This is a genomic window from Streptomyces sp. NPDC054841, assembly GCF_053611045.1.
Genome location: NZ_JBSGZO010000823.1, coordinates 1 through 2,002 on the forward strand (window position 1 = coordinate 1; position 2,002 = coordinate 2,002).

The 2,002-nt window shown below is 74.4% G+C and carries 1 protein-coding gene and 2 pseudogenes; 2 read left to right on the forward strand and 1 reads right to left on the reverse strand.

Translation table 11 applies throughout. From position 1 onward, the window contains the following. Together ACWGI8_RS43575 and ACWGI8_RS43580 are read left to right on the forward strand one after the other, a co-directional pair. A pseudogene (locus ACWGI8_RS43575) lies at positions 1–280 on the forward strand (glutamate racemase); the annotation flags it as partial. A gap of 135 nt (positions 281–415) precedes the next feature. Beyond that, on the forward strand, positions 416–982 hold the full coding sequence (locus ACWGI8_RS43580) for a hypothetical protein (protein ID WP_453669082.1): 567 nt from the start codon (positions 416–418) through the stop codon (positions 980–982). Positions 983–1,037: 55 nt separating this feature from the next. Here the strand turns inward: ACWGI8_RS43580 and ACWGI8_RS43585 are convergent. After that, a pseudogene (locus tag ACWGI8_RS43585) lies at positions 1,038–1,697 on the reverse strand (O-antigen ligase family protein); the annotation flags it as partial. Between the last annotated feature and the right edge of the window lie 305 nt (positions 1,698–2,002).

Genomic DNA, 2,002 nt, shown 5'->3' on the forward strand with positions numbered 1-2,002 from the left:
GGGCTGCACCCACTACGAACTGGTCGCCGAGCGCATCCGTGCCGCCGTGAGCGCGGGCCGTTCCGACGCCCTGCCGCCGGTCGTCCTGCACGGCTCCGCCGGGGCGGTCGCCGCCCAGGCGCTGCGCCGGATCGACGCCGGTCCCGCGCCCGAGGCCACCCCGAGCAGCCTGCTGACGGTGCTGCTCAGCGGGCGTGAGTCGCAGTTGCCGGAGCGGGCGCTGGGGTACGCGGAAGGCAGGCTTCTGGGCGCGGTGCAGCCGGTCACGCCCGCGCACTGAGGAGCGCGGCGGCGGGATCGGTCCCGTACCTCGCCCGGCCTGCGGTTCCGTGGATGTGCCGAGGGGTTTTGGGGCGGCTTTCCCGTTCTGTGCGAACTGGTGCCCGCCGTGCGGAACGTGAGTACGCTGCGAAGCATGACGGACCACCCCCGTGACGAGGGGCAGGCCGCAGAGCGACTGCCCGCGATCTGGACCGGCCGTGCCACCAACCGCCTCCAGTGGGTGCTCGCGGCCGCGGGTGCGGCCTGTATGGCACTGGGCATCGAGCTGGCCGTCGATTCGCCGTGGACGTCGGGCATCATCCCGCTGCTGATGTCGGTGATCGGCTGTGTCTCGGCCGGGCTGCTGATGCTCTTCGGGACGCTCGCCTTCGTCCATGTGGCGGTCAGGGTCGATCGCGACGCCATGGAGGTCCGCTGCGGCCATATGGGAGTACCCCGCAGGAGGATCCCGTTCTCGCAGGTCGTCGGTGCCGAATTCGTGCCGAGGGTCACCCCTCGTCACTGGGGCGGCTGGGGCTGTCGCTGGCGCCCGGAGAAGGGCACGGCCGTGATCGTCCGCCGCGGCGAGGGGATCGTCCTCACGCTCGGCGACGGCCGCACTTTCACGGTCACCGTGGACGACGCCGAGGCGGCGGTACGGGTGATCCGGGACCTTCTGCGGCCCGGGGCATCGGCGGGCACGACGACGGCCGAGGCCTGACGCGTCCGCGCCCGTGCCGGGTGGCGCCGACAGCGCCTGGTGCGTCGGCTCAGGCTCAAGCCGGGTGGCGCGTGCCGGGGGCCGTGTCCGTCGGACACGAGGCGGCCGGCGCGGAGAGAGGAAGCGGTTCCGGTGCCGGGCGAGCCGTGGCCAGACCCGCGAGGAGGCCCGCGCCCGCTGTGACAGGGGTGAAACTCAGCGGATTGCCGACGCTCGCGAGGGCGGCCAGCGCGGTGAGCGCGGCCCCCGCGCTCAGCACCACGGGTGTGGAGCGCGGCGAACGCCACAACCCGTACAGCAGCCAGCAGTACAGCGAGCCCAGCAGCAGCACTCCCACGGCGCCCTGTTCAGCCGCCTGCTGCAGTGCCGCGGAATGCGGCTTGCCGTCGGAGCCGGGCGACTGCTGCACGGTCGGGCTCAGCTCGCCGAACCGGTCGGGACCCGCGCCCAGCATCGGATGTGTCTCCGCGAGATCGACCGCGTCCCGCCACAGCTGTACCCGGTGCGGGGTGAGCCGGTCCTCCAGCGAGACGGTGAGTCCGGGCGGCAGCGCGTCATCCGCCACCGCCCAGGAACCACCCGTCACCAGTGCCGTGGCCAGTGCGAACCCGGCCAGAGCCAGTACCCGGCGGCGCATACGGGCGACCGCCAGTGAACACAGCAGGACACCCATCGCCGCGGTGTACCCCGCGTGCCGGCCCAGCGCGAGAGCCGTCCGCGGGGCATCTGTGGCGGGGCAGGCCGTGCGTGGGGCCCGGGGTGCGGGGCATCCGCGGCGGCATCCAATGGCCTCGGCGCGCGGCACGGTTCGTCTCCTAGGACGAGACCGTCCTGCCGGCACGGGGGACGCCGACACGGGGACGCGGGCGCGGGCGACTCCGGTGCCTGGTCCCGGTCCCGGTGCCTGGTCCCGGGCTCGGTCTCGAGACCGGGCCCGGCGCGGCCCGGCACAGGACGGACCCGCCGGTCACCGGCCCGCGGGCCGGTGAGGGGCGCCGGCCCGGTCTGCCCGGCCGTGAG